The sequence below is a fragment of the Frigoribacterium sp. Leaf44 genome (genome assembly GCF_001421865.1).
Lineage (GTDB): Bacteria > Actinomycetota > Actinomycetes > Actinomycetales > Microbacteriaceae > Frigoribacterium.
In genome coordinates, this window is sequence record NZ_LMLG01000001.1 from 357,665 (window position 1) to 382,089 (window position 24,425).

At 70.2% G+C, this 24,425-nt stretch carries 20 protein-coding genes; 16 read left to right on the forward strand and 4 right to left on the reverse strand.

All coding sequences use genetic code 11. The features are described from left to right. Nucleotides 1-48: 48 nt before the first annotated feature. From ASE87_RS01775 to rplL, 9 genes are all read left to right on the forward strand, one after another. On the forward strand, nucleotides 49-1,044 hold the full coding sequence (locus ASE87_RS01775) for a carbohydrate ABC transporter permease (protein WP_082452235.1): 996 nt from the start codon (nucleotides 49-51) through the stop codon (nucleotides 1,042-1,044). After that, the gene (locus ASE87_RS01780) at nucleotides 1,037-1,876 is read left to right on the forward strand and encodes a carbohydrate ABC transporter permease (protein ID WP_043592933.1); all 840 of its coding nucleotides are present in this window, start codon (nucleotides 1,037-1,039) and stop codon (nucleotides 1,874-1,876) included. Before ASE87_RS01775 ends, ASE87_RS01780 begins: the two co-directional genes overlap by 8 nt. After that, nucleotides 1,873-3,045: a Gfo/Idh/MocA family protein gene (locus ASE87_RS01785; protein ID WP_369813986.1), complete on the forward strand. Its 1,173-nt coding sequence runs from the start codon at nucleotides 1,873-1,875 to the stop codon at nucleotides 3,043-3,045. The genes ASE87_RS01780 and ASE87_RS01785 overlap by 4 nt, the downstream gene beginning before the upstream one ends. 77 nt (nucleotides 3,046-3,122) lie before the next feature. Beyond that, entirely contained in the window at nucleotides 3,123-4,136 is a 1,014-nt protein-coding gene (locus ASE87_RS01790; protein WP_056225468.1) for a sugar phosphate isomerase/epimerase, read from the forward strand. A gap of 15 nt (nucleotides 4,137-4,151) precedes the next feature. Beyond that, complete coding sequence (locus ASE87_RS01795; RefSeq protein ID WP_043592929.1) at nucleotides 4,152-5,117, forward strand: PD40 domain-containing protein; 966 nt, start codon at nucleotides 4,152-4,154, stop codon at nucleotides 5,115-5,117. 111 nt (nucleotides 5,118-5,228) lie between these two features. Beyond that, complete coding sequence (locus tag ASE87_RS01800) at nucleotides 5,229-5,987, forward strand: response regulator transcription factor (RefSeq protein ID WP_056046521.1); 759 nt, start codon at nucleotides 5,229-5,231, stop codon at nucleotides 5,985-5,987. After that, on the forward strand, nucleotides 5,984-7,591 hold the full coding sequence (locus ASE87_RS01805; protein ID WP_082452236.1) for a HAMP domain-containing sensor histidine kinase: 1,608 nt from the start codon (nucleotides 5,984-5,986) through the stop codon (nucleotides 7,589-7,591). The genes ASE87_RS01800 and ASE87_RS01805 overlap by 4 nt, the downstream gene beginning before the upstream one ends. Before the next feature lie 246 nt (nucleotides 7,592-7,837). Further along, a complete protein-coding gene (gene rplJ / locus ASE87_RS01810) occupies nucleotides 7,838-8,353 on the forward strand; it encodes a 50S ribosomal protein L10 (RefSeq protein WP_043592926.1) in 516 nt (171 codons plus the stop codon). 49 nt (nucleotides 8,354-8,402) lie between these two features. Next, a complete protein-coding gene (gene rplL, locus ASE87_RS01815; RefSeq protein ID WP_043592924.1) occupies nucleotides 8,403-8,786 on the forward strand; it encodes a 50S ribosomal protein L7/L12 in 384 nt (127 codons plus the stop codon). 129 nt (nucleotides 8,787-8,915) lie between these two features. Here the strand turns inward: rplL and ASE87_RS01820 are convergent, their stop codons facing one another. Next, entirely contained in the window at nucleotides 8,916-10,358 is a 1,443-nt protein-coding gene (locus ASE87_RS01820) for an APC family permease (RefSeq protein ID WP_043592922.1), read from the reverse strand. A gap of 78 nt (nucleotides 10,359-10,436) precedes the next feature. Beyond that, the gene (locus ASE87_RS01825) at nucleotides 10,437-12,032 is read right to left on the reverse strand and encodes a LuxR C-terminal-related transcriptional regulator (protein WP_056225471.1); all 1,596 of its coding nucleotides are present in this window, start codon (nucleotides 12,030-12,032) and stop codon (nucleotides 10,437-10,439) included. Between the two features lie 290 nt (nucleotides 12,033-12,322). Here ASE87_RS01825 and ASE87_RS01830 point away from each other — a divergent pair, with 290 nt between their 5' ends. Beyond that, nucleotides 12,323-14,197, forward strand: a complete 1,875-nt coding sequence (locus ASE87_RS01830) for an ABC transporter ATP-binding protein (RefSeq protein ID WP_056225475.1) — start codon at nucleotides 12,323-12,325, stop codon at nucleotides 14,195-14,197. A gap of 22 nt (nucleotides 14,198-14,219) precedes the next feature. Here the strand turns inward: ASE87_RS01830 and ASE87_RS01835 are convergent, their stop codons facing one another. Both ASE87_RS01835 and ASE87_RS01840 read right to left on the reverse strand, forming a co-directional pair. Beyond that, nucleotides 14,220-14,927 carry a DUF305 domain-containing protein gene (locus ASE87_RS01835; protein ID WP_157489634.1) on the reverse strand — a complete coding sequence of 236 codons (708 nt, stop codon included), beginning with the start codon at nucleotides 14,925-14,927 and terminating at the stop codon, nucleotides 14,220-14,222. 26 nt (nucleotides 14,928-14,953) lie between these two features. Beyond that, complete coding sequence (locus ASE87_RS01840) at nucleotides 14,954-15,613, reverse strand: DUF3105 domain-containing protein (RefSeq protein ID WP_052505067.1); 660 nt, start codon at nucleotides 15,611-15,613, stop codon at nucleotides 14,954-14,956. Between the two features lie 248 nt (nucleotides 15,614-15,861). Here ASE87_RS01840 and ASE87_RS01845 point away from each other — a divergent pair, with 248 nt between their 5' ends. The 6 genes from ASE87_RS01845 (at nucleotide 15,862) to mmsB (ending at nucleotide 24,411) form a co-directional block, all read left to right on the forward strand. Further along, nucleotides 15,862-17,226 (forward strand): cystathionine beta-synthase, encoded by a 1,365-nt coding sequence (locus tag ASE87_RS01845; protein ID WP_043592916.1) that lies wholly within the window; start codon nucleotides 15,862-15,864, stop codon nucleotides 17,224-17,226. Between the two features lie 94 nt (nucleotides 17,227-17,320). Further along, the gene (locus ASE87_RS01850) at nucleotides 17,321-18,475 is read left to right on the forward strand and encodes a cystathionine gamma-synthase (RefSeq protein ID WP_056225480.1); all 1,155 of its coding nucleotides are present in this window, start codon (nucleotides 17,321-17,323) and stop codon (nucleotides 18,473-18,475) included. Nucleotides 18,476-18,597: 122 nt separating this feature from the next. Continuing rightward, nucleotides 18,598-19,977, forward strand: coding sequence for an MFS transporter (locus ASE87_RS01855; protein ID WP_056225483.1), 1,380 nt, complete (start codon nucleotides 18,598-18,600; stop codon nucleotides 19,975-19,977). A 166-nt stretch (nucleotides 19,978-20,143) separates the two neighbouring features. Next, nucleotides 20,144-21,163: a LacI family DNA-binding transcriptional regulator gene (locus ASE87_RS01860; RefSeq protein WP_233568360.1), complete on the forward strand. Its 1,020-nt coding sequence runs from the start codon at nucleotides 20,144-20,146 to the stop codon at nucleotides 21,161-21,163. A gap of 333 nt (nucleotides 21,164-21,496) precedes the next feature. Beyond that, a complete protein-coding gene (gene mmsA / locus ASE87_RS01865) occupies nucleotides 21,497-23,047 on the forward strand; it encodes a multiple monosaccharide ABC transporter ATP-binding protein (protein WP_056225486.1) in 1,551 nt (516 codons plus the stop codon). Then, nucleotides 23,044-24,411 (forward strand): multiple monosaccharide ABC transporter permease, encoded by a 1,368-nt coding sequence (mmsB, locus tag ASE87_RS01870; RefSeq protein WP_043592911.1) that lies wholly within the window; start codon nucleotides 23,044-23,046, stop codon nucleotides 24,409-24,411. The genes mmsA and mmsB overlap by 4 nt, the downstream gene beginning before the upstream one ends. The last annotated feature ends 14 nt before the right edge of the window (nucleotides 24,412-24,425 follow it).

The window sequence follows — 24,425 nt, forward strand, 5'->3', positions numbered from 1 at the left end:
GTCCGATCGACCGACCGCCCCCGCCGCCCAGGCCCCGAGAGGACCCTCATGACCGTCAACGTCCTGCCCCCCGCCACCGCCGAGAAGGACCTCCCGCCCGATCCGCACCAGCAGGCGCCGCTCGAGCCCGCCAAGCGCAAGAAGCACCGCTCGCCGCTCGCCTACTTCCTGGTGGCGCCGGCCGCCCTGGCCGAGCTGCTCGTCCACATCGTCCCGATGGTGCTCGGCATCTGGATTGCGTTCATCACGCTCAACCAGCTCAGCATCGCGAACTGGGTCAACGCGCCCTTCGTCGGTCTGCAGAACTTCGTCACCGCCCTCGACCCGTCCTCGCCCATCGCCGGGCAGCTCTACGGAGCCCTGGGCCGCACGCTGATGTTCACCGTCATCGTGGTGGCCATCGCCTGGAGCATGGGCATGCTGGGTGCCGTGCTGCTGACCAGCTCGTTCAAGGGCCGCGGCATCCTGCGCACGCTCTTCCTCGTGCCCTACGCCCTGCCGTCGTACGTCGGCACCATCGCCTGGGCCTTCATGTTCAACCAGCGCGACGGGGCCATCAACCGCTTCCTGGTGGACGACCTGGGCATCCTGCAGGACCGTCCGTTCTGGCTGCTCGGCGGCAACTCGTTCTGGGCGATCGTCATCGTGACGGCCTGGCAGTTCTGGCCGTTCGCCTTCCTGATGCTGCTCGCCGCACTGCAGAACATCCCGGGGGACGTCTACGAGGCCGCGAGCCTCGACGGCGCGAGCCTCTGGAAGCAGTTCACGTTGATCACCCTGCCCATGGTCAAGCCGGCCAACGCCGTGCTGCTGCTGATCATGAGCCTGTGGATCTTCAACCAGTTCAACGTGCCCTACGTGCTCTTCGGCCCGGCGTCGCCCGAGCAGGCGACGCTCATCTCGCCGTTGATCTACCAGCAGTCGTTCAACAACTGGAACTTCGGCCTCGGCGGTGCCATGAGCGTGATGCTCCTGGTCGTGCTGCTGATCGCGTCCGCGTTCTACATCCGCATGGTTCTGCCGAAGGGACAACACGATGATTGAGACCCGTGGGTTCAAGGTCTTCCGCTTCTTCGGGCTGGCCTTCCTGTCGCTCGTGGTGGTGGTGCCGCTCTACGTGGTGCTGACCACCTCGATCAAGCCGCTCGCCGACGTGCAGGGCCTGTTCACCTGGATCCCCAGCCGGGTGACCCTCGAGCCGTACGTGCAGATCTGGCAGACGGTGCCGTTGGCGTCGTACTTCAAGAACAGCCTGATCGTCACGATCTCGGCGACGGTGCTCTCGGTGGCCATGGCCGTGCTCGCGGCGTACTCGCTGGCCCGCCTGCGGTTCAAGGGGCAGCGCAGCTTCAGCCTGGTCGTGCTGTCGACGCAGATGTTCCCGGGCATCCTGTTCCTGCTGCCGCTGTTCCTGATCTTCGTGCAGATCCAGCGCACGGTCGGCGTGCAGCTGACCGGCAGCTACCTCGGCCTGATCATCACGTACATGACCTTCTCGCTGCCGTTCTCGATCTGGATGCTGACGGGGTACTTCGCCTCGATCCCGAAAGAGCTCGAGGAGGCGTCGATGATCGACGGCACGGGTCGCCTCGGCGCCCTGTTCCGCGTCATCATCCCGGTGGCCAAACCGGGCATCATCGCCGTCGCGGTCTACGCCTTCATCACGGCCTGGGGCGAGGTGCTCTTCGCCTCGGTGCTCACGAGCAAGGACACGCGCACGCTCTCGATCGGCCTCCGTGCCTACGCCTCGCAGCAGGACGTCTACTGGAACCAGCTCATGGCCGCCTCGGTCGTCGTCTCGCTGCCCGTGCTCATAGGCTTCATGCTCGTGCAGAAACACTTGATCACCGGTCTGTCGTCGGGGGCCGTGAAGTGACCGACCCGGCCGTGGCCACGGCGGTGGGGCCGGTGGGCGTCACCGCCGGCCCGGCCGGGCGGGCCGAGCCGAGCCGAGGAGGCGCGGTGCCGGTCGAACCGCTCCGCGTCGGCATCGTGGGCGGCGGCTTCATGGCCCGCGTGCACGCCGGAGCCGCGCGGTCCGCCGGCGCCCGAGTGGTCGCCCTGGCCTCGTCGAGCCCCGCCAGCGCGGCCCGGGCCGCGGCGTCGCTCGGCGTCGACACGGCGCACGAGAGCGTCGACGACCTCGTGACCGACCCGGACGTGGACGTCGTGCACGTCTGCTCGCCCAACGCCACGCACGCACCGGTCGCTCTGGCGGCGCTCGCCGCCGGCAAGCACGTCGTCTGCGAGAAGCCGCTCGCGACCTCGGGCGCCGAGGCCGAGGCCCTGGTCGAGGCCGCCCGGGCCGGGCGGCTCGTCGGCGCCGTGCCCTTCGTCTACCGCTACCACCCGATGGTTCGCGAGGCCCGGGCCCGGGTCACCGCGGGCGAGGTCGGCCGCGTGCTGAGCGTCCGGGGGTCGTACCTGCAGGACTGGTTGCTCGACAGCGACGACGTCGACTGGCGGGTCGACTCGGCGGCCGGCGGCCCCTCGAGGGCCTTCGCCGACATCGGCAGCCACCTGGTCGACCTGCTCGAGTTCGTCCTGGGCGACCGGTTGGCGCGGTTGACCTCGACGACCAACACGGCCCACGCCCACCGTGGCGGCTCGTCGGTCGACACCGAGGACGAGGCGGCCGTCGTGTTCGAGACGACCCGGGGGGCGATCGGCACCCTCTTCGTCTCGCAGGTCGCGCCGGGTCGCAAGAACCGCCTCCTGCTCGATCTGTCGGGCACCGCCGAGAGCCTCGAGTTCTCGCAGGAGGAACCCGAGACGCTGTGGGTCGGCCGCCGGTCGGGCACGCAGCTCGTGGCGCGGGACGCCGCCGTGCTCACGCCCGACGCCGCCCGCCTGTCGACCGTCCCCGCCGGGCACCCGATGGGCTACGTCGACGCGTTCGCCGGGTTCGTGCGCGACGCCCACGACGCCGTCCGAGGCGGAACCCCCGAGGGGCTGCCCACCTTCGTCGACGGCCTGCGCGCCGTGCGGGTGACCGAGGCGGTCCTCGCCTCCGCCGCGTCGCGCCGCTGGGTCGACGTGCCCTGATCCGTCGTCCGTCCGCACCGTTCCGTCCCACCGTCCCGTCGTCCGTCCGCAGCCCCGTCGCACCCGAGAAGGAACCCATGGCCGAGAGCTCCCGCCCCGTCACCCTGTTCACCGGTCAGTGGGCCGACCTGCCCTTCGAGGAGGTCGCGGCGCTCGCGGCCGGCTGGGGTTACGACGGTCTCGAGATCGCGGCGTCGGGCGACCACCTCGACCTCGAGCGGGCCGACCAGGACGACGCGTACCTGCGGTCGCGGCTCGACGTGCTCGAGCGGCACGGGCTGGGGGTCTGGGCCATCTCGAACCACCTGACCGGCCAGGCGGTCTGCGACGACCCGATCGACTTCCGGCACCAGGCGATCGTCCGGCCGTCCACCTGGGGCGACGGCGACCCCGAGGGCGTCCGTCAGCGTGCGGCCGAGGACATGAAACGCGCGGCACGGGTGGCCCGCAAGATGGGCGTCGACACCGTGGTCGGCTTCACCGGCTCCAAGATCTGGCCGTACGTCGCGATGTTCCCGCCGGTTCCCGCCGCCGTGATCGACGCCGGCTACCAGGACTTCGCCGACCGCTGGAACCCCATCCTCGACGTGTTCGACGCCGAGGGAGTCCGGTTCGCCCACGAGGTGCACCCGAGCGAGATCGCCTACGACCACTGGACGAGCGTCCGGGCGCTCGAGGCCATCGAGCACCGTTCGGCCTTCGGGTTCAACTGGGACCCCTCGCACATGCTCTGGCAGGGGGTCGACACGGTGTCGTTCATCACCGACTTCGCCGACCGGATTTTCCACGTCGACTGCAAGGACACCCGCATCAAGCCCCCCACGGGGCGGTCGGGCGTGCTCGGCTCGCACCTGCCCTGGGGCGACCCCCGCCGCGGCTGGGACTTCGTCTCGACCGGCCACGGCGACATGGACTGGGAGGACGCCTTCCGCGCCCTCGACGCCATCGGCTACGACGGCCCGATCTCGATCGAGTGGGAGGACGCCGGCATGGACCGGCTGCACGGCGCCCCCGAGGCGTTGACCTACATCCGATCGCTCCTCTGGAAGCGGCCGAGCGCCTCCTTCGACGCCGCCTTCTCGAACCAGTGACGGCAGACTGATCCCGTGCCCAGAACCCTGCTGCCCGGCCAACGGAGCCGCCTGCTCGTCGTCGACCCCGCGACCGGCGACGTCGAGGTCGTCCTCGAGAGCACCCGCGTGCTCGTCGAGGCCCCGAACTGGAGCCCCGACGGTCGCTGGCTCGTCGTCAACGGCGACGGCCTGCTCTGGCGGGTGCCCGCCGACGCCCGTGGGGTCGACGAGACGGCGCTCGAGCCGGTGCCGATGGGGGACGTGCCCGAGATCAACAACGACCACGTGATCGTGCCCGACCAGGGGGCCGTGATCGTGAGCGCCCGCGACGGCCACCTGTACGAGGTGCCGTGGGACGGGGTCACCCCGGGGGGCACCGCCCGCCGCGTGACGCGTGACCATCCCGCGGGGCGCAACCACAAGAACTACCTGCACGGCGTCTCGCCCGACGGCGCGACGCTCAGCGTCATCGTCGGCGCCTTGCCGGCCCCGGTCGACGACCCGGACGACGAGGAGGCGCGGGCCGGCTGGCGCACGGACGTCGCCCTGGTCTCGCTCGCCGACGGCGCGACCACGCCGGTGACCGACGACGAGCACCCCGACGACGGGGCCGAGTTCTCGCCGGACGGCGCCTGGCTGTGGGCGAACTCGGAACGCGCCTCCGCGGGGGTCGCCGGCCACGCGCAGCTGTTCCGGAGCAGCCTCGACGGCGCGGACGTCGTGCAGGTGACCGACGACGAGCGGGTGAACTGGTTCCCGCACGTCTCGCCCGACGCCTCGACGCTGCTCTGGGTGTCGTTCGAGCCCGGCACCCTCGGCCACCCCGAGAACCGCGACGTGGTGCTGCGCACCCTGCCCCTCGGTCCCGACGGCCTGCCCGTGCCGGGCCGGACGCCGAACGACGTGCTCGCCCTCTTCGGCGGGCAGGGCACCGTCAACGTGCCCTGCTGGGCCCCCGACTCGACCCGCTTCGCCTGCGCCGACTACCCGCTGGCCTGAGGCCTGCCCTCGGCCTGGCCGTCCCGAACCGATGGACTCGCTGTGGGCCACCTGTGGACGATGCGCAGCCTGCTCATCGATGGATCACAGTCGGTTCATAGGAACCGCTCGATACTTGGAGAGGTGACCACAACGACCCCCGCCACCGCCTCGGCCCCCCGCCTCACCCGCGCCGACGGAACGCCCCTCCGAGTCCTCGTCGTCGACGACGAGAACAGTCTCACCGACCTGCTCTCGATGGCCCTCCGCTACGAGGGGTGGGACGTCAAGGCGGCCTCCGACGGTCAGGCGGCCCTCGCCACGGCGCGCGAGTTCAAGCCCGACGCGATCGTGCTCGACTGGATGCTGCCCGACATCGACGGCATCCAGGTGCTGGGGCGACTGCGGTCGAGCGGTGACGACACCCCGATCCTGTTCCTCACCGCGAAGGACAGCGTCGAGGACCGCGTGTCGGGTCTCACCGCCGGGGGCGACGACTACGTCACCAAGCCGTTCTCCCTCGAAGAGGTCGTCGCCCGCCTGCGTGGCCTGATCCGCCGGTCGGCCTCGGCCATCAGCGAGGCGGGTGACTCGCGCATCGTCGTGGGCGACCTCGTGCTCGACGAGGAGAGCTACGAGGTGACGCGGGCCGGCCGCGAGATCGAGCTGACCGCGACCGAGTTCGAACTGCTGCGCTTCCTGATGCGCAACCCGCGCCGCGTGCTGAGCAAGGCGCAGATCCTCGACCGGGTCTGGAGCTACGACTTCGGCGGCAAGTCCAGCGTCGTCGAGATCTACATCTCGTACCTGCGCAAGAAGATCGACGTCGGCGAAGAGCCGATGATCCACACCGTGCGTGGCGTGGGTTACGTGATCAAGCCCACCTCGTGAGCGATGCCCTCCCCGCCCGGGTGGGCTCGCGCCTCCGCCGTGTCGTGGGCCGGGCGCCCGGCCTCGCGGGGCCGCTCACGCTGCGCAACCGCCTGATCCTCAGCATCGTCGCACTCGTGGTGCTGCTGACCATCGTGATCGGCTCGGTCAGCGTGTTCGTGCTGCAGGCGTCGCTGATGCGTCAGCTCGACGACGAACTCGACGGGGCGACCGGTCGCTCGGTGCCCATGGTGAACGCCCAGGGCTCGACGAGCCGGCCGTACCTGACGCCCGACGGCGACGACCTCTCGGGGCCGCGGCAGTCGCCCGGCACCTTCACGGCCGTCGTCGTGAACGGGTCGGTCGTGGCGGCGTACCGGGTCGAGCAGTCGGGTCAGGTCGTCCGGCCGCGCCTGACCGACGACCTGACCTCGGTCGTGACGACGGTCGCCGGCTCGACGACACCCGAGACCGTCTCGCTCGGGGCGGCACTGGGCTCGTACCGGGTGGAGTCCCTCGCGGTCGGCTACCAGACGACGACCACGTCGGGCTCGGTCGCCACGACGCCGGCCTACCTCGTCGTGGGTCTGCCGACGAGCAGCGTCGACCGCACCATCACGGTCATGGTGATCACCATCCTCGCCGTGACCCTCATCGGCCTCGCGATCGCCATCGCCGTGGCCTACGGCGTGGTGCGCAGCGCCCTGCGACCGCTCGAGCGCATGTCCGACACGGCGCTGCGGGTCGCCGAGCTGCCGCTGGACCGCGGCGAGGTGGCGCTGGCCGAACGCGTCGACGAGGCCGACGCCGACACCCGCACCGAGGTCGGCCGCGTCGGCGCCTCGCTGAACCGCATGCTGGGCCACGTGGCGGGGGCCCTCGAGGCCCGTCAGCAGAGCGAGAACAAGGTGCGGCAGTTCGTCGCCGACGCCTCGCACGAGCTGCGGACCCCGCTCGCGTCGGTCCGCGGCTACGCCGAGCTGACCCGCCGCATGAACACCGGACTGCCCGACGACGTGGTGTACGCCATGGGCCGCATCGAGTCGGAGTCGTTGCGCATGACCTCGCTCGTCGAGGACCTCCTGCTGCTCGCCCGCCTCGACGAGGGTCGCGACCTCGTCACGGGCGACGTCGACCTGACCAGGGTCGTGCTCGACACGGTCAACGACGCCTACGTGGCCGGACCCACGCACGACGTCGACGTGTACGTGCCCGACGAGTCGGTGACCGTGTCGGGCGACGCCATGCGCCTGCACCAGATCGTCGCGAACCTGTTGACCAACGTGCGCACCCACACGCCCGACGGCACGCACGTGCACGTCTCGCTGACGGTCGACGAGGCGTCCGGTCAGGCGGTCGTCTCGGTCGCCGACGACGGACCGGGCATCGACCCGGCCGTGCTGCCGGTGCTGTTCGAACGGTTCGCGCGGGCCGACAGCTCGCGGTCGCGGAAGGCCGGCTCGACGGGCCTCGGCCTCGCGATCGTCCAGGCCGTCGTGCACTCCCACGGGGGGACCGTCGACGTCGCCAGTTCGGACGACGGGGCGACCTTCACCGTCCGCCTGCCGCTCGCGACGTCCGTCGTCGCCCCCGAGCGGGACGCCGAGGAGGCGCGACTTGCGTGAGCGCGCCTCCTGCGTCTATCCTTGGCGAAGCCCAAGACCGCCGGTTGTAGTCGTCTGCTCGCAGACGGGTGCCGAAGGTTCTCGAGAGAGAGCGACCAGCGCAGGTGTGTGAAGTCGTTCCTCTTCTCGAAGAGATCCAGCTCCGTGCGCTTGCGCCGGAGCTTTTTTCATTGGTGCGGCACCGGTCTCGGTGCGGCCGAGTCGAGCGCCCGGGGGCTGCCGGCACACCCACGTTTTAGGAGAGCCATGGCGAACAAGGAAGCATCGGTCGCCGAGCTCACGGACAACTTCCGTGACTCGACCGCCGTCCTGCTCACCGAGTACCGCGGTCTCACTGTTGCCGAGCTGAAAGAGCTCCGCAAGTCCATCAGTGCAGACGCGACGTACGCCGTGGTGAAGAACACGCTCAGCAAGATCGCGGCCAACAACGCCGGAATCAGCTCGTTCGACGACGAACTCGTCGGACCGTCTGCGATCGCCTTCGTGCACGGTGACCCTGTCGCCGTCGCCAAGAGCCTGCGTGACTTCGCCAAGGCACACCCCGCTCTGATCGTGAAGAACGGTTACTTCGACGGTAACCCGCTCACGGCAGACGAGGTCAAGCAGCTCGCCGATCTCGAGTCCCGAGAGGTGCTGCTGGGCAAACTGGCCGGCGCCTTCAAGGCTTCGCTGTTCGGTGCTGCCTACCTGTTCCAGGCACCGCTGTCCCAGGCCGTTCGCACGGTCGAGGCGCTGCGTGCCAAGCAGGAAGCCGACAGCTAAAAAGCTGTCGTACCAACCCACACTTTAGAAAACCCATAAGGAGAACACCATGGCGAAGCTCACGCAGGACGAACTGATCGAGGCCTTCAAGGAGCTCACGCTCATCGAGCTCAGCGACTTCGTGAAGAAGTTCGAAGAGGTCTTCGAGGTCACCGCTGCTGCCCCCGTGGCCGCTGCCGGTGCCGCCGGCCCCGCCGCCGCCGCTGAAGAGGTCGAAGAGCAGACCGCCTTCGACGTCGTGCTCGAGGCTGCCGGCGACAAGAAGATCCAGGTCATCAAAGAGGTCCGCGCTCTCACGAGCCTCGGTCTCGGCGAGGCCAAGGCCGTCGTCGACGGTGCCCCCAGCACCGTCCTCGAGGGCGCCTCGAAGGAAGCCGCCGACAAGGCCAAGGCTCAGCTCGAGGCCGCCGGCGCGACGATCACCCTCAAGTAGTCGGCGGGCCCCCGCGGCCCTCTGCGCTTGAGCGGCACGTCTGCTCAGCACCACACGGAAGGCGCCACCCCTCGGGGTGGCGCCTTTCGTCGTCGCCGGTGGTGCGCGCCGACCACACGGAGGGTCGGGTCAGGAGGCGCGGGCCAGGACCGAGTGTCGCCGACCGTACCCGAGGTACACCGCGGTGCCCACGGCCATCCAGACGGCGAAGGCCGCCCAGGTGACCCAGCCGAGCGTCACCATCAGCAGCACGCAGAAGGCGCAGCCGAGGATCGGGGTCACCGGGTACAGCGGCACCTTGTAGGTCCGGTCGAGTTCGGGCCGGTTGCGGCGAAGCCAGATGACCGACACGTTGACCAGGGCGAAGGCGAAGAGCGTGCCGATGCTCGTCGCGTCGGCGAGGGCGCCCAGGGGGATCACCGCGGCGGCGACGGCCACCGCTCCGCCGACGATCAGGGTGCCGGCGACGGGGGTCTGCGTCCGCGCCGAGACACGACCGAGGACGCGGGGGACGAGCCCGTCGCGGGCCATCGAGACGAAGATGCGCGTCTGACCGTAGAGCACCGTCAGCACGACGCTCGCGATCGCCGCCACGGCGGTGACGGCGAAGAGGAAGGCGACCCACGGCTGGCCCGTGATGTCGGCGACGATGGTGACGAGGGTCGCCTCGCCGTCGGTGAAGGTCGTCCAGGGACGCGCGCCGATCGCGGCGACGGCCACGAGGATGTACAGCACCGTGATGATCAGGATCGAGGCGATGATGGCGCGCGGCAGGTCTCGCTTCGCGTCGCGGGCCTCCTCGCCCGCCGTGGACGCCGCGTCGAAGCCGATGTACGAGAAGAACAGCCGGGAGGCGGCGGCCGAGACGCCGGCCGCGCCCATCGGTGCCAACGGCTCGAAGTTGCCGGCGCTGAAGGCCGTGAAGGCGACGGCGACGAAGAACACGAGGAGCGCCACCTTGACGACGACGAGCAGCGTGTTGACCCAGGCGCTCTCGCGGGCGCCCGGCACCAGCACGAGGGTGGCGAGCAGGACGAGCACCGCCGCGGGCAGGTTCAGCACGCCACCGGCCCCCGGGGGCTCGGCGATCGCGGCCGGCAGGGCGAGCCCGAACACGTCGAGGGCCTCGTTGACGTACTGGCCCGCGCCGACGGCGACGGCCGCGACCGAGACGGCGTACTCGAGGACGAGACACCAGCCGCAGACCCAGGCGATGCCCTCGCCGAGCGTCGCGTACGCGTACGAGTAGCTCGAGCCCGACACGGGCACGCTGCCCGCCATCTCGGCGTAGGACAGGGCCGACAGCAGGGCCGCGACGCCCGCGAGGACGAACGAGATCCAGACCGCGGGACCGGCCAGCGGGACGGCCGTGCCGAGCACGACCAGGATGCCCGTGCCGAGGGTCGCACCGATGCTGATCGCCGTGAGGTGCCAGACGCCCAGGGTGCGGCGCAGGCGGGGTCCGCCGTCGGCGGTGGCCTCGCTCTCGGCGACGTACGCCTCGAGGGGTTTGCGCGCCCTCAGCTGGGCGACGAGGGAGGGGCGGGACGTGACGCGGGACTCGTGGGGCACCGCGAGAGGCTACCGTACGGCGGGCGCCGTGCCTCCTCGGGGCGCGGAGCCTCCTCGGGACGCCGTGCCTCCCGGGGACTACTCGTCGAGGTCGAGGCCGAGCTGCTTGACACGGGTCATCGCCTCGCGCCGGGACGAGGCCTGGAGCTTGCGGTAGATGCTGCGGACGTGGCTCTTCACCGTGTTCACCGAGATGAACAGCTGGCTGCCGATCTGGCCCAGGGTCTGGCCGGTGGCCAGGTGCCGGACGATGACGAGCTCACGGTCGCTCAGTGGCTCGGCGAGCTGCGGCACGACGTCCGCCGAGGTGCCCCGCAGGCGGTCCAGCACCCCGACGATGGTGGGCGGCTGACGGCGCCCGACCGCGCGCTGCACGAGGTGCTCGAGGACGTCCTCGGGCAGCGTGGCGAAGAGCCAGATCGACCCGTTGTGGCCGGCGCTCAACAGGGCCCGGTCGAAAGCGATGTCGCTGTGCGGGCCGTCGCCGAGCGCGAGGTGTGCAGCGGCCTGGATCGCGTGCACCTGGCCCATCGTGCGCTCGCTGTGCAGGTCCCCGATGGCGAGGCACTGCTCGAGCGCCTCGAGGGCGTCCTCGGGCTCGCCGGCGGCGAGGTGCACGAGGGCGAGCACGCGAGCGGGACAGCGGATGTGGTGGTGCGACGAGGTCACCGACGAGGCCAGACGACGGGCCTCGTGGGGCTGGCCGAGCAGGCGCATGGTCTCGGCCCGCATCACGGTCGCCGACTCGGTCAGGGCGCTGTGCCCGGTGAAGCCGTCGATGGTGCGGGCGATCCTGGCCAGCAGGTCGAGCACCTCGATGTGGCGGCTCTCGGCCAGCAGCACGTGCGCCTCGGCGAACAGGCCGAGTGCCTCCCAGTCGCTGCCGCGCGACGCCTGGCGGACGTCGGCGAGCAGGCCCTCGTGGCCCCCGACGGCCTCACCGCGTTCGAGGGCGAGGTGGACGCGCGTGATCTGGGTCAGTGCGCCGAACGAGCTGCCCAACAGGTCGGTGCCGTCGGCGAGCTCGCGGGCGAGGTCGACGTGGCGGTCGGCGAGGTCGAAGTCGCCGATCAACATCGCGACGAAGGCGAGGGCCGAGAGGCACTCCACGCGCTCGGCGGTGCTGAGGTGGTCCTCGCCGAGACCGTTCGCGAGGCTCAGGGCGAAGCGGGCCTGGTCGATCTCGCCGTAGTGCAGGCGGATGAGGCCGAGCTGCAGTGAGAAGGAGGCGCTGAGCGAGATGCGCACGCTGATCGACTCGGCCAGGTCGTTCTCGATGAGGGTGCGGGCGACCTCGAGGTGCTCGTGGGCCACCACGAAGTTGCCGAGGGTACGCAGGGACGCACCGAGGTGGACGTGGTAGCCCGCCCGGATGTCGAGCGGCAGGTCGGGGTCGGCGTCGAGCGCCTTGGCCACGCCGCGGAACCAGGGCAGGGCGGCACTGCGCGAGCGGGAGCCGACCGAGCGGTGGCTCGCGGCCAGGGCGAGCAGGATGCGGGGTCGTCCCCGCCATTCCTCCTCGGGCGTCGAGCGGATGGCCTCGCGCAGACGCGCTCCCTGCAGGGGGGCGATCTGGGTCCAGCCCTGTTCGATGGCATCGAGAGCAGCCCGGTGGTCGGCGGGCTGCAGTTCGGCACTCGGTGGTTCGACGGCCGTGGGGTTCGACGTGTTCACGATGGTCCTAGCTCCGCCGCTTCGGGAGGCTCGCCCGTCGGGTAGGGGGAGCGCGGCTGCCGGAGCCTGGTCAGGTGCACCGACACCGCCATACTAAACTGAGTGTTCATTCCGTCGTATGGTCTGTCGGGCATTGCGCCCACAACTGGGGGACGAACGGTCGTTCTACGGCGTGTCGCGGCGTGTCTCGACGGTCCCGTGGCGATTTCTTGCGGGCGTCGCCTCGCACCCCGGACCCCGCACCCCGGCGGCGGGCCACCCGTGACGGTGGTCAGGCCTACGCTGACCGGATGAGCTCGATGCACGCCCCTGCAGGCGGTCCCCGTGGCGGGGGCCGTCCGGGTGGTTCCGGTCGGGTGTCGAGCGGCGACGCCGACGCCCAGCGTGCGGCGAACGCCACGGCGCCGCGCATCCCCGACCTGCTCGGTCGCATCCGGGGTCTGTTCGTCCCGCACAAGCGGGCACTCGTCGTCACCGTGGTGCTGGTCCTGATCGGCGCCGCGGTCAGCGTGGCTCCGCCGTTGCTCACCAAGCAGGCGTTCGACCGGGGGCTGTTCCCGCCGGGCGGCCCCGACGTGCCCGTGCTGCTCGAGCTGGTGGGCGCCATGGTGGGTCTCTGGGTGCTGTCGGCCGGCATCGGCGTCTGGCAGACCTACCTGACGGCCACGGTCGGCAACAAGGTCATGGGGGCGTTGCGCATCCGCCTCTTCGGGCACCTGCAGCGCATGGAGCTCGCGTTCTTCACCCGCACCAAGACCGGCGTCATCCAGTCCCGGTTGCAGAACGACGTCGGTGGCGTCGCGAACGTGCTCAGCAACACCATCTCGAGCGTCCTCGGCAACACGGTCACGGTCATCGCGGCCTTCGTGTCCATGCTCGTCCTCAGCTGGCAGATGACCGTCGTCACGGTGATCCTGCTGCCGCTGCTCGTGGTGGCCCAGCGCCGGGTGGGGCAGGTGCGTGCCCGCATCGCCACCAAGACGCAGGAGTCCCTCAGCGACATGACCGCCATCACGCAAGAGGCGTTGAGCGTCAGCGGCATCCTGCTCGCCAAGAGCTTCAACCAGCAGCACTCCGAGGTCGAGCGCTACGCCGCCGAGAACCGCACCCAGATCGGGCTGCAGGTGCGTCAGCAGATGAGCGGGCAATGGTTCTTCGCCGTCGTCCAGATCTTCCTCTCGGTCATCCCCGCCCTCATCTACCTGGTCGCGGCCTGGTTGATCCTCCGGGACGTGCCGGTGACCGCGGGCACGATCGTGGCCTTCACCACGGTGCAGGCCCGGTTGACCTTCCCGCTCATGGGCTTGCTGCGGGTGGCCCTCGACCTGCAGACCTCCGGGGCGCTCTTCGCTCGCATCTTCGAGTACCTCGACCTCCACCCGGCCATCACGAACGACCCGTCGGCCGAGGCCGTCGACGAGGCGCAGCTCGGTCGGGTCGAGTTCGACGACGTCTCGTTCTCGTATCCCGACGCCGAGCCCGGGCAGAAGACCCTCGACGGCGTCTCGTTCGACATCGCCCCCGGGCAGTTCGCCGCGTTCGTCGGCCCGAGCGGTGCCGGCAAGACGACCGTGTCGTACCTGATCCCGCGGTTCTACGAGGCGTCCGGCGGTGCGGTCCGCTTCGCGGGCACCGACGTCCGGCGGCTCGACCAAGAATCGCTGGTCGGCAACATCGGCATCGTCAGCCAAGAGACCTACCTGTTCCACGCCAGCATCGGCGACAACCTCCGCTACGCCCGACCCGACGCGACCGACGAGCAACTGGTCGACGCGGCCCGGCAGGCCAACATCCACGAGACCATCGCGTCGTTCCCCGACGGCTACGACACGATCGTCGGCGAGCGGGGCTATCGCCTCTCGGGTGGCGAGAAACAACGCATCGCCATCGCCCGCGTCCTGCTCAAAGACCCGGCGGTGATGGTCCTCGACGAGGCGACGAGCGCCCTCGACACGGTGTCCGAGCGCGTGGTCCAAGAGGCTCTCGACACCGCGACCCGCGGTCGGACGACGATCGCGATCGCGCACCGCCTCTCGACGGTCCGCGACGCCGACGTCGTCTTCGTGGTCGTGGCCGGCCACGTCGTCGAGCGCGGCACGCACGACGAGCTGCTCGCGCTGGGCGGGGTCTACGCCGAGCTCTACGGGCAGCAGGTCTCGGCGTAGGCCGTAGCGGGCCGGGCGTCCCTCAGCTGCGCTCGGCGAGCATCGCCTGCATGGCGTCGATCTCGCTCTGCTGCGTCTGCACCATGCCCGAGGCGAAGGCGCGCACCTGCGTCACCTCGCTGCGTGCCAGGATCGCGTCGGCCATCTCGATGCCGCCCTCGTGGTGGGCGATCATCAGCGTCAGGAAGAGCCGCTCGGCCTCGACGCCGCGGGCGGAGTCGAGGGCTGCGAGCTGCTCGTCGGTGGCCAGCCCGGGCATGCGGCCGCCGGGTTCGTGGGTGGCGACGGGCGTGGCCGAGCCGCTCGCGCCTCCGTCGCCGGTCATGTGGTGGCTGCCGTAGTCGCCGTCGAGCGTCGGGCGGGTCATCCAGGTCATGGTCGGCTCGGACGGTGCCTGCGGCACGCGCCACAGCTCGAGCCAGGCGTACATCTGGCCGGCCTGCTGCGACTGCGTGAGGGCCATGTCGTAGGCCATCGAGCGCACCTCGGGGTCGTCGGTCCGATCGCGGACCATCATCGCCATCTGCACGGCCTGCTCGTGGTGCACCTGCATGTCCCGCGAGAACCCTGCCTCGACGCTGTTCGTCCCGGGCGTGACCGGGTTCGGCGAGCTGAGCCGGCCGAGTGCGATGCCGACCAGCAGCACGATCGCCACGGTCAGGACCCCCGCGATCACCAGCCGCAGCCGACGACCCGAGGAGGCGCGGTGCGGCCCTGCCCCGTCGGTCACGTCGGCGTCGTCACGCCCCGCTGCGGTCACGCGATCTTGCCGGTGCCGTCCACGCCGCCGGTGCAGGGCGCACCGGGCTCGGGGGCGTTCGTGGACTTCCAGTACTTGGTGACGAAGTCCGACACGGTGGCCTCGTCGTCCGTGACGTTCGCGAAGGGCAGCTGCGCGCCCCAGGCCGAGACGTACATGGGGGAGTCGAGACCCTCGTAGGGCGAGACGACCGCGTAGGTGTCGGGGGCGAAGTCGCGCAGCGCCTCGATCTCGCTCTCGCTGACCTGCTCGGGGTCGTAGGTGAACCAGACGGCGCCGTGCTCGAGGTCGTGGACGGCGTTCTCGTTCGGCACGGGCTCGGTGTAGACACCGCAGTTCAGCCAGATCTGGTTGTGGTCGCCGCCCGCGGGAGGGGTCATCGCGTAGTCGACGCTGCCGCCGACGTGGTTGGCGGTGAGGTCGGAGTAGGTCTTCACGCCGTCGATCTCGATGGCCTGAGGGTCTTGCCGCGGCTGGCCGCTCGTCACGACGAAGGTGACGACCAGCGCGATCGCCGCCGCGCCCGCGACCGAGGCGGTGACGATGCCGATGGTGCGGTTGCGCTTCGCCCGGGCCTGCTGCCGTTTGAGCTCGGCGACCTTCTCCTGACGTCGGGCGTCGCGCTGCTGCTTGACGGTGGGCTTGTCGTCGGCCACGTGGGGAGTCCTGTCGTCCGGGGGATCGATCGCGGGGATCGGTCGAGATCGGGGATGCGTCACCAGTTGTCTCACGGATTACTGGGAGGTCCGTAATATCCTGCACGATCTGCACGCGGGATGGCTCGTCCCGCCCCGTAACACACCAGGGCGCGTCGTTAGACTCGGCCGACGGCGTCGTCACCCGACACCGCCCCTCCCGTCACCCGATCCGCGCCCCACGAGGCCGCGCAGAAACCGGAGCACCCGTGAAGTACGCCGAGACCGTCCTCGACCTGATCGGTGACACGCCGCTCGTCAAGCTGAACAAGGTGACCGAGGGCATCACGGCGACGGTGCTCGTCAAGGTCGAGTACGTCAACCCGGGCGGCTCGTCGAAGGACCGCATCGCGACGCGCATCATCGACGCGGCCGAACGCGAGGGCCTCCTGAAGCCCGGCGGCACGATCGTCGAGCCGACCAGCGGCAACACCGGCGTGGGCCTGGCCCTCGTCGCGCAGCAGCGCGGGTACCGCTGCGTCTTCGTCCTGCCCGACAAGGTCGGCGAGGACAAGCGCAACGTGCTCAAGGCCTACGGCGCCGAGATCGTCGTCACGCCGACCGCCGTCGAGCCGACCAGCCCCGAGTCGTACTACAGCGTCTCCGACCGCCTGGCGCGTGAGATCCCCGGCGCCTTCAAGCCGAACCAGTACGCCAACCCCAACGGCCCGCTCAGCCATTACGAGACGACGGGCCCCGAGATCTGGCGCGACACCGACGGTCGCATCACGCACTTCGTCGCGGGCGTCGGCACCGGCGGCACGATCAGCGGAACGGGCCGCTACCTCAAAGAGGTCTCCGGAGGCGCGGTGCAGGTCGTCGGCGCCGATCCCGAGGGCAGCGTCTACAGCGGCGGCACCGGTCGCCCCTATCTGCTCGAGGGCGTCGGCGAGGACTTCTGGCCGGCCGCCTACGACCCCTCGGTCGTCGACCGCATCATCGCCGCGGACGACGCCCGCTCGTTCGAGCTGACCCGACGCCTCGCCCGCGAAGAGGGCCTGCTGGTCGGCGGTTCGTCCGGGCTCGCCGTCGCCGCCGCCCTCGACGTGGCCCGCGAGCTCGGGCCGGACGACGTCGTGGTCGCCCTGCTGCCCGACAGTGGGCGCGGCTACCTCGGCAAGATCTTTAACGACGCGTGGATGCGCTCGTACGGCTTCGGCGTCAGCCACGACGAGCGGTCGGTCCGCGACCTGATCGCGTCGAAGACGGGCCAGCTGCCCGACCTCGTCCACGCCCACCCGTCCGACACCGTCCACGACGTGATCGGCATCATGAAGACCTACGGCGTCTCGCAGATGCCGGTGCTCTCGGCCGAGCCCCCGGTCGTGATCGGCGAGGTCGTCGGCGCCATCGAAGAGAAGGCGCTGCTCGAGGCGATCTTCCGCGGCGGCGCGACCATGGGCGACGCCGTCTCGGCGTACCTCGGCGACCCGCTGCCGTTGATCGGCGTGAACGAGCCCGTCTCGGCGGCCCGGTCCGCGCTCGAGTCGGTCGACGCCCTGCTCGTCACCGACGACGGCCGCCCGGTCGGCGTCGTCACCCGCCAGGACGTCCTCTCCTTCCTCTCCTCCTGAGCGGCCGGATCGGCACCGTGATCCGGTGACCCGACCCGAGCCTCCTCGTCCCCCTCCGTCTGCGCACCACCCGTCCCCCTCGAAAGGACACCCCATGACCCACGGTTTCTCGACCCGGGCGATCCACGCCGGCCAGGAGTTCGACCCCACCACCGGTGCCGTCGTCCCCCCGATCTACCAGTCGTCCACCTTCGTGCAGGACGGCATCGGCGGGTTCCGCGGCGGCTACGAGTACGCCCGGTCGGCGAACCCGACGCGCGACTCGCTGCAGACCCTGCTCGCCGACCTCGAGGGCGGCGCCGCGGCGTTCAGCTTCGCGTCGGGGCTGTCGGCCGAGGACGCGCTGCTGCGCTCGGTCCTGGCGCCCGGCACGCGCATCGTCATGGGCAACGACGTCTACGGCGGCACGCACCGCCTCGTCAACCGGGTCTGGGTGCCCTGGGGAGTCACGCTCGACACGGTCGAGATGAGCGACCTCGACGCCGTGCGCGCCGCCGTCCAGGCCGCCCCGACGGCCGTCCTCTGGGTCGAGACGCCCAGCAACCCGCTGATGAAGATCAGCGACATCGCGGCGCTCGCCGAGATCGGTCACGCGGCCGGAGCCGTCGTCGTCGTCGACAACACCTTCGCGTCGCCGTACCTGCAGCAGCCCCTGGCGCTCGGGGCCGACGCGGTCGTGCACTCGACGACGAAGTACATCGGCGGCCACTCGGACGTCGTCGGCGGGGCCGTGGTCGTGCGCGACGACGAGCTCGCCGCGAAGGTCGGTTTCATCCAGTTCGGCGTCGGAGCCGTGTCGGCGCCGATGGAGGCCTGGCTGACGGTGCGCGGCATCAAGACGCTCGGCGTGCGCGTCGACCGCCACTCGTCGAACGCTCTGGCGATCGCCCACGCACTCGAGGACCACCCGGCCGTCGAGCGCGTCTACTACCCGGGGCTCGAGTCGCACCCGGGGCACGAGCTCGCCGCCCGGCAGATGCGGGCGTTCGGCGGCATGCTCTCGGTGCAGTTGACCGCGGGTGCCGCGGCGGCCCGGCGGTTCGCCGAGTCGACCGAGCTGTTCCAGCTGGCCGAGTCGCTCGGCGGCGTCGAGTCGCTGATCGGCTACCCGAGCGAGATGACCCACGCCTCGGTGCGCGGCACCGAGCTCGAGGTGCCCGACTCGATCGTGCGGCTGTCGGTCGGCATCGAGGACGTCGACGACCTGCTCGGCGACGTCACGCAGGCGCTCTCGCGCCTCGACGCCTAGGCGTCTCGCGACACGACCCGAGGAGGCGCGGTGCGGGGGAGTCCTGCACCGCGCCTCCTCGGGTCGTCGCGTCCCGTCCCTCGCCGTCGCGTCGTGTCGGCGGCTCGGCCTAGGCTCGTCGCATGTCCGACGCCGCCGTGAGCACCCGCCCCGAGGGCGTGCTCAGCGGTCGGTACCGGCTCGCCACGCTGGGCATGTGCGCGTTGATCGGCATCGCGGCCTTCGAGTCGCTCGCGGTCACGACGATCATGCCGATCATCAGCCGCGAGCTCGACGGCGAGGCGCTCTACTCGCTCAGCTTCGCCGCGCCCCTCGCCTCGGGCCTGGTCGGCATGGTGGTGGCGGGCAACTGGGCCGACCGCAGCGGGCCCCGCGTCGTCGTCATCGCGTCGATGCTGCTGTTCGCCGTCGGGCTGCTCGTCGTCGGCACCGCGCCCGACATGGTCGTGCTGCTGCTCGGCCGCCTGGTCCAGGGCGTCGGCTCGGGCGCGGTCATCGTCGGGCTCTACGTCATGGTCGCCCGGCTCTACCCGCCGGGTCTGCACCCCTCGATCTTCGCGGGCTTCGCCGCGGCCTGGGTCGTGCCGGGGCTGGTCGGGCCGCTCGTCGCCGGCGTCGTGGCCGAGACGGTGGGCTGGCACTGGGTCTTCCTCGGGGCGCTCGGCCTCGCCGTGCCGGCGTTCTTCGCCGTCCTGCCGAGCCTGCGTCGCGTCCCTCCGCCCGTGGTGGCCGAGGGCGGGCAGCGCGTCCCGTGGAGCATCGGCCGCATCCTCTGGTCGATCGGCGCGGCCCTCGGCGTGCTGGCCCTGAACCTCGTGTCCGAGTTCCCGACCTGGCTCACCGTCGTCGTCATCGTCCTGGCGGTCGTCGTGCTCGCCGTGGCCCTGAGGCCCCTGCTGCCGCCCGGCACGTTGCGCGCGACCCCGGGGCTGCCCACCCTGGTGCTGCTGCGCGGCCTGGTCGGGGCGGCGTTCCTCGGCAGCGAGGTGTACATCCCGTACATGCTCTCGGCCGGATACGACTTCAGCGCCTCGGCCTCGGGGGTCACCCTGACCCTCGGGGCGCTCGGCTGGGCGTTCGCCAGCTGGGTGCAGGGGCGGCTCGGCGACCGGGTGGCCCAGCGCGACGGCATCCGCATCGGCATCGTCCTGGTGCTGATCGGCGTCGTCGTCGCGGCGCTGACCCCCTTGTTCCACCTGCCACCGGCCTTCCTCATCGCGACCTGGGCCGTCGCCGGGTTCGGCATGGGGTTCATGTACCCGCGCTTCTCGGTGCTCGTCCTCGCCCTCTCGACCGAGTCCGCGCGCGGGTTCAACAGCTCGGCGCTGACCATCGCCGACTCCACCGGCTCGGCCGTCGCGCTGGCCCTGACCGGGGCCGCCTTCGGGCTGCTCGGCGGGGCGTCCAGCCCGATCGCCTTCGTCGCCTGCTTCGCGGTCGGCACGGGCGTGGCGGTGCTGGCGCTCGCCCTCAGCGGCCGGGCGGTGCCCCGCGGTCGGTGACCGCGCCTCCTCCGGCCGACGGCGCCGGCGCTCGACCGACGAGTGGAGGCCATGACGCGGTGATGACCCCCGGACGGGTCATGGGTGGCCTCCGGGGAATGCATAATGGTCTCCGGACGACGATGTGTACGGTCACATCATCCGGTCACAGAGCGACGGAGCGACGGTGAAGCCTGACATCGACAAGGTGCGTGCTCCCAACATCCGCGACGTGGCCGCCCTCGCGGGGGTCTCGTACCAGACCGTCTCGCGCGTGCTCAACGACAGCCCCAGCATCCGGCCGAGCACCCGGCAGAAGGTGCTCGACGTCATCGACGAGATCGGCTACCGCCCGAACCAGGCGGCGCGGGCCCTGGTCACCAGCCGGTCGAAGGCGATCGGCGTGCTCACCCTGCAGAACGTCCACTTCGGGCCGCAGACGATCGTCAACGCCATCGAGGTCGCGGCCCGCACCGCCGGCTACCGGCTGAGCATCGCGAGCACGACCACGGTGTCGGACGACGTCCGGGCGAGTCTGCAGCTGCTGACCAACCAGGCGGTCGAGGCGATCATCGTCATCGCTCCGCAACGCAAGTTCTTCGACGTGATCGACGAGCTCGACCTCGACGTGCCCATCGTCGCGCTCGACTCGACGCAGCGGGCGCGGGCGCACAGCCTCTCGGTCGACCAGTTCGAAGGGGCGCGCCTCGCCACCCGGCACCTGATCGACCTCGGCCATCGGCACATCGTGCACGTCGCCGGCCCTCAGGACTGGATCGAGGCCGACGAGCGGATGCAGGGCTTCCTCTTCGAGATGGGCGAGGCCGAGTTGTCGATCGAGCCGCCCATCCTCGGCGACCTGACCGCCGACTTCGGCTACACGGCCGGGCAAGAGCTGCTGCGTCGCCGCGACTTCACCGCCGTCTTCTCGGCCAACGACCTGATGGCCGTGGGCTTGTTGCACGCCTTCCGCGAGGCCGACGTCGACGTGCCCCGCGAGGTCAGCGTCGTCGGTTTCGACGACTCGCCGACCGCGCCGCACCTGTGGCCGCCGCTCACGACCGTGCGTCAGGACTTCGCCCTGATCGGCCGGCGCGCCGTCGAACTCGTCGTGGCCGAGCTCGAGGGCGGCACGGTCGTCGACCGCACGTTGATCCCTCCGGAACTGGTGGTGCGCGGCTCGACCTCGCGCCCCTGGTTCCTCTGACCGGCCCGGCGCCACACGGCGGGACGAGCCCTCAGGAGGCGCGGCGCGCGTCGGTCGGCCTGCGTTCCATAACGGATCGGCATCGGCATTTGACAGCATCCCCTCTCGGGATTAGCTTTGCTCCAGTCGCAGTGTGAACGGTCACATTCGGCGGGTCCGGCCCCTACGCCAGCCTCGACGAACGGCCCGGCACGGCGGCGACGAATCACAGGATGCCCGTCGGTGCACATCACCGGCGGACGACGACGAGGTCGAAGGTCGAGGACGACGTGCCCAGTGCCGTGACGCAGAGCGAGCAGCTCGCGAGCAGCCACATCCCCGGGGGTGCCCCGCATGGGCGTTGATTCTCCCGTCATCCTCGAGATGCGCTCCATCACGAAGGAGTTCCCGGGCGTCAAGGCGCTCGACGACGTGTCGATGCAGGTCCGCGCCGGTGAGGTGCACGCGATCTGCGGCGAGAACGGCGCCGGCAAGTCGACGCTCATGAAGGTCCTCTCGGGCGTCTACCCGTTCGGCACCTACACGGGCGACATCGTCTACCAGGGGGCCGAGATGCGCTTCCGCGACATCCGCTCGAGCGAGTCGCAGGGCATCGTGATCATCCACCAAGAGCTGGCGCTGATCCCCGAGCTCTCCATCACCGAGAACATCTTCCTCGGCAACGAGCCGACCCGCTTCGGGGCCATCGACTGGCGCGCGGCCAAGACGAAGGCGATCGACCTGCTCGCCCGCGTGGGCCTCAAGGACGACCCCGACACCGCCATCAAGAACCTCGGCGTGGGCAAGCAGCAGCTCGTCGAGATCGCCAAGGCGCTCAACAAGAACGTCAAGCTGCTGATCCTCGACGAGCCGACCGCCGCCCTGAACGAGGCCGACTCGCAGCACCTGCTCGACCTGATCCGGGGCCTCAAGGGTCGCGGCATCTCGTCGATCATGATCAGCCACAAGCTCAACGAGATCGAGGCCATCGCCGACTCCATCACGATCATCCGTGACGGCAAGACCATCGAGACGCTCGACGTGAAAGAAGACGGCGTCAACGAGGACCGCATCATCCGCGGCATGGTCGGCCGCAACCTGGCCAGCCGGTTCCCCGACCGCACGCCGAAGATCGGCGAGGTCTTCTTCGAGGTCAAGGACTGGTGGGTGCGCCACCCGCAGACCGCCGAACGCTTCGTCTGCAAGGGCTCGTCCATCACCGTCCGCAAGGGCGAGATCGTCGGCCTGGCCGGCCTCATGGGCGCCGGTCGCACCGAGCTCGCGATGAGCATCTTCGGTCGCTCGTACGGTCAGTTCGTCTCGGGCGAGATCGTCAAGGACGGCGAGAAGATCGAGATCAAGAACGTCTCGGACGCGATCGACAACGGCCTGGCCTACGTCTCCGAAGACCGGAAGGTGCTGGGGCTCAACCTGCTCGACGACATCAAGCGCTCGACGGTCGCCGCCAAGCTCACCAAGATCTCGAAGGCCTCCGTGGTCAACACCTACGAAGAGCACTCGATCGCCGAGGACTACCGCAAGAGCCTGCGCGTCAAGACCCCCACGGTCGACGAGGGGGTCGCCAAGCTGTCCGGCGGCAACCAGCAGAAGGTCGTCCTGGCGAAGTGGATGTTCACCGACCCCGACCTGCTCATCCTCGACGAGCCCACGCGAGGCATCGACGTGGGCGCCAAGTTCGAGATCTACAACATCATCAACCAGCTCGCGGCCCAGGGCAAAGGCGTGATCGTCATCTCGTCCGAACTGCCCGAGCTGCTGGGGCTCTCCGATCGCATCTACACGATCTTCGAGGGTTCCGTCACGAACGAGATCGAGGCCTCCGAGGCCGACGCCGAGACGCTCATGCGAACCATGACCTCGAAGAAGAAGGAGCACGCCGCATGAGTGGCATCAAAGACCTGAAGAAGGTGTTCGGCGGCAACACGTCGAACGCGCGCCAGTTCGGCATGATCGCGACGCTCGTCGTGGCCATCCTGATCTTCCAGGTGCTGACCGACGGGCTCACCCTGCAGCCCACGAACCTCATCGCCCTGGTCAGCCAGTACTCGTACATCCTGATCCTCGCCATCGGCATGGTGATGGTCATCGTGGCCGGTCACATCGACCTCTCGGTCGGTTCGGTCGCCGCCTTCAGCGGCATCGTCGTCGCCAAGGCGATGGACAGCTGGGGTCTTCCGTGGGGTGCCGCGATCCTGCTCGGCCTCGTGGTCGGCGTGGTCATCGGTGCCTGGCAGGGCTTCTGGGTCGCCTACGTCGGCGTCCCCGCCTTCATCGTGACGCTGGCCGGCATGCTGCTCTTCCGCGGTGCCAACCAGTTCGTCGGCAACGCCGACACCATCCCGGTCCCCGAGGGCTTCACGGTCATCGGCGCGGGTTACCTCCCCGAGTTCGGTCCGAACACCGGCTACAACAACGCGACCCTGCTGCTCGGCCTCGTCATCATCGTCGCCGTGGTCTACAACGAGTTCCGTCTGCGTCGCATCCAGCAGAAGATGGGCTCCGAGCGGGCTCCCCTCTGGGTCAGCGCCGTCAAGCTGGTCGTGCTGGTCGCGATCATCGCCTACGCCGCGACGCTGTTCGCCGGCGGCCGCGTCGGGACGTCGTTCCCGATCTCGGGCATCATCCTCGGCGTGCTCGTCCTGGTCTACGGCTTCGTCACGCAGAACACGATCTTCGGTCGGCACATCTACGCGGTGGGTGGCAACTCTCACGCCGCCGAGCTCTCGGGCGTCAAGGCGAAGCGCATCAACTTCTTCGTCATGATGAACATGTCCGTGCTCGCCGCTCTGGCCGGCATGATCTACGTCGCCCGTGCCGGTGCCTCCGGCCCGCAGGACGGCCTCAACTGGGAGCTCGACGCCATCGCCTCGGTCTTCATCGGTGGCGCCGCCGTCGCCGGCGGCATCGGCACGGTGACCGGCTCGATCGTCGGTGGTTTCGTCATCGCCGTGCTGAACAACGGCCTGCAGCTCATGGGCGTCGGCTCCGACAAGGTGCAGATGATCAAGGGCCTCGTGCTCCTGATCGCGGTCGCGGTCGACGTCTACAACAAGAGCCAGGGTCGTCCTTCCATCACCGGGTTCCTCACCCGGGGCCTGCGTCGCGACAAGAACGGCATCGCGGCCTCCGACCTGCCGCCGGGCGCCCAGAACGGCGTCGGACGCGACGCCGAGACGACCGAGCCCGCCCTCACCCCGAACGGCGACATCTCGGACGTGCAGCGCCCCAAGGCCACCACGCCCAACTAGACCCACCACCCGCG